Raw genomic sequence first — 6,365 nt, forward strand, 5'->3', positions numbered from 1 at the left:
AGGCCAATCTACCACTGGAAAGACCGCCGGGTAAGGGCACATGTCATGGTTTGTTTTCTGGCGCTGGTGTTGGAATCGGCTTTTTACCGGTATCTCAAGCTGGCCGGCAGCCAGGTTGAATACTTGTATCTCATGAGGGATTTAAAAAATCTAAAAGCTGTCGAGTTAACCCTGGAGGGCATAAGATATTTGTGCCGAACTGAATTACCAGGAAATGCTTTTCAAGCTTTTAAAGCATTAGGAATAGGAGTTCCAAATCATGTAAGAATCATTAATTAGCATATCTACCACAATAAGGAAAAATGTTGTGGCACGCCAACTCGTTATGTCCCGGAAGCCTTGATTTTCCGGGGTTTTATTGGGATTGGGTGTTAAAGTTCAGTAAAGCACGGGCAGTGGCAGTCCGGTTCCAGTTATGTTCCTGAAGAGCTTTTAAAATTACCCTTCGTTCTACGTTGGCGACTATTTCCTTTAAAGTCATTCCGGGTTTAAACAAATCATCCTTAAAATTATTTTGGGGAAAATGAAGGGTAGGAGGCAGATCTTCCGGCAAAATAACTGGTCCTCTTGTCATTACCACTGCTTGCTCGCAAACATTTTTTAATTCCCGTACATTTCCAGGCCAGTCATATTGCATCAATAGAGCCATGGCTTCGGGGGAGAAATCTGTCACATTCTTATTCTGCTCCCGGCTGTATTTTTGTAAAAAAGCCCGGGCCAGCAATGGAACATCTTCCATCCTTTCCCGTAATGGAGGGACCCAGATAGTTACAACTTTCAAGCGGAAATAAAGATCCTCCCGAAAAGTTCCTTCTTGAACACATTCCTCCAGATTTTTATTCGTTGCAGCCAATATACGCACATCGACCCGGATGATTTCCGTACCCCCGACGCGCTCAAACTCCTTTTCCTGCAATACCCTTAGCAATTTGGCTTGCGTTGCCAGGCTGAGTTCCCCAATTTCATCCAAGAAAATGGTTCCACGATGAGCCAGCTCGAACTTACCGGGTTTTCTCGCTCCGGCTCCGGTAAAAGCACCTTTTTCATGACCAAAGAGTTCACTCTCCATCAAATTTTCCGGTATGGCAGCACAATTTATTTTAACAAAAGGACCATCCCGTCGGCTGCTGTTATTGTGTATGGCTCTTGCTACAAGCTCTTTTCCCGTGCCACTTTCCCCTTGTATAAGTACTGTAACGTTGCTTGCTGCCACCCGACCAATGTTTTTATATACTGCCTGCATGGCTGGCGATTGTCCTATCATGGTTTCCATGGGGAGGGGCTCCTGTACGCGTCCTTCCCGCAAAGCTTCCACTTCCTTGGCCAGTTCCCTCATGGTCACAGCCTTCTTCACCGTCAGAACAAGCTCGTCTAAATTAAAAGGTTTGATGATATAATCAAAGGCACCCGCTTTCATAGCCTGAATGGCCATTTCCGTAGTACCAAAAGCAGTCATTAAAATTACCGGTAGGCGATCATCCATTTGCTTAATACGATCCATTACCACCATTCCATCTAATTCTGGCATGCGGATATCCAGCAAGACAACATCGGGTGAACTTTGTGAAACCAACTCTAAAGCACGCCGGCCATCTTGAGCTGTTTGAACAGAGTATCCCGCATCTTCCAGCACTTCCGCAAGAAACTCACAGACACTTTCTTCATCGTCTACCACTAACACCAGGGCCATTTATACTTCCTCCTTAGCTACGGGAATATAAATTTTACAGGTAGTACCTTGTCCTAGCTGGCTCTCTAACTCAATTTCACCGCCATGGGCACGCATTATTTCATAGGCAATAGCCAATCCCAATCCCACACCTTTTGGTTTGGTGGTAAAAAAAGGATCAAACAGGTGAGGCATGATTTCTGGTGGTATGCCTCCTCCTGAATCTTTTACTTTTATTAAAACCATATTTTTAACAGCATCAAATTCTGTGCAGACAACGATTATACCTCTACCCGACATAGCTTGAGCAGCGTTATATAAAACGTTATAAAGAACCTGTTCGATTTGGCTCGGATCTATCCAAACCAGTGGCAGAACCTCGGTCAATTCCCTTATTATTTTAATTTCCGAGTCATGGGCATCCTGGAAAAATTGAGTTACCCTGTTTACCAGTAAATTAATATCATGGGCACCTAAAATTGCCCGGGCTGGCCTGGCAAAATGAAGGAGTTTATCTACAATTGTGTTTAAACGGTTAATTTCTCGATGAATAATGGATAACGAACGAGGGGACGGGGTAGAATTTTTTTGCCAGAACTGGATATAGCCACTTATGGATGTTAAAGGATTACGAATTTCATGAGCCACACCGGCAACCAGCTTGCCTAGGGAAGCCAAACGCTCTTGGCGCCTGATTTGTTCTTCCAGGTGCACCCTCTCAGTAATATCCCGACAGGTCAATACAACACCTATAATTTCACCGCGAATATTGGTCATTACATTGGTACTTATTAACAAGTGCAACGTCTTTCCTTCCTCTGAGGAGAGAAGGACTTCCTGGTCTTTTACCAACCTGTTATCGTGTAATGCCATTGTTAAATAAGTGTAAAAAGGTGAACCGGAGGGAAAGATTTCTCCAAGGGGTTTATCCAGGCAATCCTCGGGCAAGCCCAATATACGTTTAGCGGCTGCATTGACCCCAATAAGCACCGCTTGAAGATCTATAGCCAGTATTCCATCGTCAATACTGGCTAGAATAATTTCATTATAATTTTGTACGTTCACCAGTTTGGTGGCCAGGTGATTAATGGCTTCGGTAATTTCCCCCAGTTCACCGGTAGCCGGGGGTAAGATATAAGTAAGATCCTTTTCCAAAAGTTGCACTCCTGTTTTTACCTGATTTACGGCCGCTACCAAGTTGCGAATGAGAGCAAAAGCACCCCCCAATCCCAAAAGCAAGCCCATGGCGATAACCAAATAAGCGTCCCGCTGCACCCGATCCAACCGTCGGTAAAGGACGGAAAGGTTCTCCGTCGCCCAAACAGCACCTATTGTTTCTCCGTGGCGCACCAGGGGCCTGTACATTTCCAATTGTCCCCCTTCGGAAAGTCCAAGTGTTTCCACTACCGGTTTACTGGTAGTTATAGTTTCAACAAATGCCCTCTTGCGCCGCTTGGAAAAATTCTCGCCATAACTGTTTTCATCCCCATCCAGAATCACATCTAAATCGCGGGAATAAAATCCCAATTCCAGCTCCGGGTAGTTTTCTTTTATTTTTAAAATCAGTGGTTTAAGCTGGCGATTTAGTAATTTTACTTTTTCACGCCGTGGGGCCTGGGTAGCATTTGATTTGATTAATATTTCATCAAAGGAAATAGTCAAGCTAGTATCCAGCAATTCCATGGCTTTTGACATTTTATTCTTTTGAGTTTCTATCATGCTTAATTGGGTATGATGGATAATGTTTAACATATAACCCGCCAGCAAAATGGGTAAAACCAGTAGAAGAGCTATTAAGACCAAGATCTGGTTTTTAAAACCCCTCTTTTGAAAGTTCATGTTAAGTCCCTCCGCTTTAAGCATACTACCTTCTGACCTTAGCTTCAATACCAACAAAGCAGTACACTTACAACTTTAACCAATACCTCATAAGTGCAGGGAAAGAGGTTTCCCCCGAGATTTTAATGGAATTACCTTAAATTAAAAAACACACATGTTTTCCCGGTAACTAATCCATGATATAATCTTCTTAATAAATTATGGTTTTTTAGGAGGGGATGGTTTTGAAGCTGCTGATCATGGGGCCTCCAGGAGCCGGCAAGGGTACCCAGGCCGAAATGCTTGTAAAGGAACTGAATATTACCCACATTTCTACAGGAGACATGTTCAGAGCAGCAATTAAAGAAGGCACAGTAATGGGGAAAAAAGCTAAAGAATATATGGACAAGGGTGAGCTGGTGCCTGACGAAGTTGTTGTAGGAATGGTAAAGGATCGCCTCCAAAAACCCGATTGTGAAAAGGGCTTTCTCCTGGATGGATTTCCCAGGACCCTGGCCCAGGCCCAGGCACTTGATGAAACTCTCCAGGATATGAATATACAGCTTGACGCAGTAATTAACATCGCTGTACCCAGGGACAAGCTTATGGCTCGCCTCACCGGGCGCCGGGTATGCCGCAACTGTGGAGCCAGCTATCATATTTTATTCAACCCGCCCAAAGTGGAGGGAAAATGTAATAATTGCGGCGGAGAGCTTTACCAGCGTAGCGACGACAATGAAGAGGCTGTGGCCAACCGCCTGGACGTCTACGAAGCCCAGACACAACCATTGATTGATTACTATGCCGGCAAAGGGCTGCTTAAAAATATTAATGGCGATCAAGAAATAAAGAAAGTGCTGGAGGATATCCTGGCTTGCCTAAAAGCAAAATAAAGTTTAAATAAATTAGGATAATTTCGCTTTACAGCCCCCGAATTAACGGGGGCACATTTTACTTCAAACTGCGAAAGGAAGTAGCAGATGCCCTGTTATGCTGATCTGGCCTGGATTTACGATCTATTAGTATCCGGGGTAGACTATGAAGGATGGATAGATTACCTGGAAGAAATTCTAAGACGGTTTAATTATCACCCCTGTACCGTACTTGATCTGGCCTGCGGTACGGGAAATACTACTTTGCCCCTCGCCCGGAGAGGTTACCAAGTTACGGGACTGGATCTATCCCCATCCATGATAAATGTTGCCAGCAAAAAAGCTATAGAGCAAAAACTGAAAGTAAATTTCCTAACCGCTGACATGCGTTCTTTTGAACTCGAAAAACCGGTAGACCTGGTTATTTGCTTCCACGACGGTTTAAATTACCTGGCAGATTATAAAGATATGGAAAAAACTTTTCGGCAGGTTAGAAAAAACCTCGTCGACGGTGGCATGTTCGTTTTTGACCTGAATACCATCCAGTGGCTGGCCGGCAGCACTCCAGATGTAACCGTAATAGACGAACCGGAATATACAATAATCTGGCGCAGCCGCTATTATCCTGCAAATATTAGTTGGGAAATTGAACTCACAGCTTTTATTAGAAAAGGAGAATACTATCATAAATTCATCGAACAGCACCGGGAATATGGCTATACGGCGGATCAAGTTCGGCAGGCTTTAAAAACGGCAGGACTGAAATACCTAGCATCATACGATGCCTTTTCTTTTAACCCGGTTCAGCCACATAGCAGGCGACACTTTTATGTTGCTCAAAGGAGTTGATTGCGTGACTTATTCAGAAATTCCCCGGGTTGATTATGCAATTATAGGCGGCTCCAGCACATTTAGTCTAAATTTCCCCCAAGATCTTGATTTCCCCGATGTCATGGTTATTGCCGAAAAACTCGTGTTCCCCACACCCTATGGGGAAAGCCCCCCTTTAAAGCTGTTTATTGTTGGAGGAAAAAAAGTTTTAACCGTAAAAATGCATGGCTGGCGCCAAGGGGTAAGCCGGGGCAGGGCTTCTCAACAATTGTTCTGGGTATTACAGAAAGCAGGCGTAAAAAAAATTCTGTCTGAAGGGGGCGTGGGAGCCATCAACCACTTGCTCAAGCCGCGGGATATACTTATCCCTTCAGACTACCTGGATTTTTCCATGCGCAAGGACGTGAGCCTCGGGGGAGAATTCCTGCTCTCTATGCGCCAGCCCGTATGCCCCATCCTTTGTAATGCCCTGCTTCGGGCAGCAGAGAAAAAAGCTCCGGAAGGAGGTCGTGTTTTTGATCGGGGAATTTATGCCGTTACCGATGGACGTCACTTTGAAAGCCCGGCCGAAGTTGCCATGCTGGGCCGCCTGGGAGCAGATATAGTGGGGCAGAGCATGTGCCCCGAAGTTTACCTGGCCAGAGAGATTGGCGCCTGTTACGGACGGGTAGATATTGTAACCAACTACGCCGAAGGAGTAAACAGGGATTGGGAACATAGCGAATTGGCTGATATTTTCTATCAGGAGGCACATCGAATGGGAAGTATTCTTCTGGAAGCTATGCGTCATATCAATACTGAGGGAGAATGTGGTTGCGCAAAATTACGTTACCCCACCCTTCTAAAGGTATAAATTACCAGGAAAGTCGTTGCCGTAAATTTAATATAAGTTTAATATAACAGGAGATAGGGGGGTGAGAAATAAAAACAAACCACATGGTTATAGGTAACAAGGTGCATAATTATCATTTGGGAACTATTTGGAGCGCCTGTTTCGGCGCTCCAAATTTTGTGTGCGCCCGGCATGGGCGTTAACTTGGTGGTGAAAGGCAGGTGCAGGCGAGGCAGCACGAGTCTGCTAGCCAAAGGCAAGGGTGTCCATCGCGAGGTGGAATCGGATCGGTGCGCCGGCGGCAAAACCACGGCCCGATGAACAAGAACCCCATAAGAGGCTA

5 protein-coding genes and 1 pseudogene are annotated in these 6,365 nt (G+C 45.0%); 4 read left to right on the forward strand and 2 right to left on the reverse strand.

Annotated elements, in window-relative coordinates:
• A pseudogene (locus BUB44_RS15645) lies at positions 1-279 on the forward strand (IS1634 family transposase); the annotation flags it as partial.
• A 76-nt stretch (positions 280-355) separates the two neighbouring features.
• Here the strand turns inward: BUB44_RS15645 and BUB44_RS14605 are convergent.
• Positions 356-1,690: a sigma-54-dependent transcriptional regulator gene (locus tag BUB44_RS14605; protein ID WP_073167666.1), complete on the reverse strand. Its 1,335-nt coding sequence runs from the start codon at positions 1,688-1,690 to the stop codon at positions 356-358.
• Positions 1,691-3,508, reverse strand: a complete 1,818-nt coding sequence (atoS, locus tag BUB44_RS14610; protein ID WP_073167669.1) for a two-component system sensor histidine kinase AtoS — start codon at positions 3,506-3,508, stop codon at positions 1,691-1,693.
• Between the two features lie 224 nt (positions 3,509-3,732).
• On the opposite strand from atoS, the gene BUB44_RS14615 reads away from it, so the two are divergent.
• From BUB44_RS14615 to BUB44_RS14625, 3 genes are all read left to right on the forward strand, one after another.
• Complete coding sequence (locus tag BUB44_RS14615) at positions 3,733-4,380, forward strand: adenylate kinase (protein ID WP_073167672.1); 648 nt, start codon at positions 3,733-3,735, stop codon at positions 4,378-4,380.
• Between the two features lie 87 nt (positions 4,381-4,467).
• Positions 4,468-5,208, forward strand: coding sequence for a class I SAM-dependent DNA methyltransferase (locus tag BUB44_RS14620; RefSeq protein WP_073167674.1), 741 nt, complete (start codon positions 4,468-4,470; stop codon positions 5,206-5,208).
• Between the two features lie 4 nt (positions 5,209-5,212).
• The gene (locus tag BUB44_RS14625) at positions 5,213-6,043 is read left to right on the forward strand and encodes an MTAP family purine nucleoside phosphorylase (protein ID WP_073167677.1); all 831 of its coding nucleotides are present in this window, start codon (positions 5,213-5,215) and stop codon (positions 6,041-6,043) included.
• Positions 6,044-6,365: the final 322 nt, after the last annotated feature.

The sequence above is a fragment of the Desulfofundulus australicus DSM 11792 genome, from assembly GCF_900129285.1.
GTDB lineage: Bacteria > Bacillota > Desulfotomaculia > Desulfotomaculales > Desulfovirgulaceae > Desulfofundulus > Desulfofundulus australicus.